A 275-nucleotide genomic window follows, 5' to 3' on the forward strand; every position below is an offset into this window, starting at 1 on the left:
TTTTAATATCCATTTACAAACCATTAATACCATTTTCTGTTCCTGCGACTTTAAAATCCATATCTCCAAGATGATCTTCATCCCCTAAGATATCAGACAGAACAGCAAAGCGTTCTCCTTCTTTAATCAATCCCATGGCAATACCTGCAACGGGGCGCGCGAGCGGAACACCAGCATCCATGAGAGCAAGCGATGTTCCACAAACCGTTGCCATAGAAGAAGATCCGTTAGATTCAGTAATTTCTGAGACAGCACGAATGGTATAAGGAAAAGAT

Annotated in this window: 1 pseudogene; it reads right to left on the reverse strand. The window is 41.8% G+C overall.

The annotated features are described in order from the left end of the window. Positions 1 to 16: 16 nt before the first annotated feature. Positions 17 to 275 (reverse strand): annotated as a pseudogene (locus ACFINC_RS11395) (polyribonucleotide nucleotidyltransferase); the annotation flags it as partial.

Origin of the sequence: Bartonella sp. AP58NXGY, from assembly GCF_042195785.1 — a bacterium.
In the GTDB taxonomy this organism is placed as follows: Bacteria; Pseudomonadota; Alphaproteobacteria; order Rhizobiales; family Rhizobiaceae; genus Bartonella.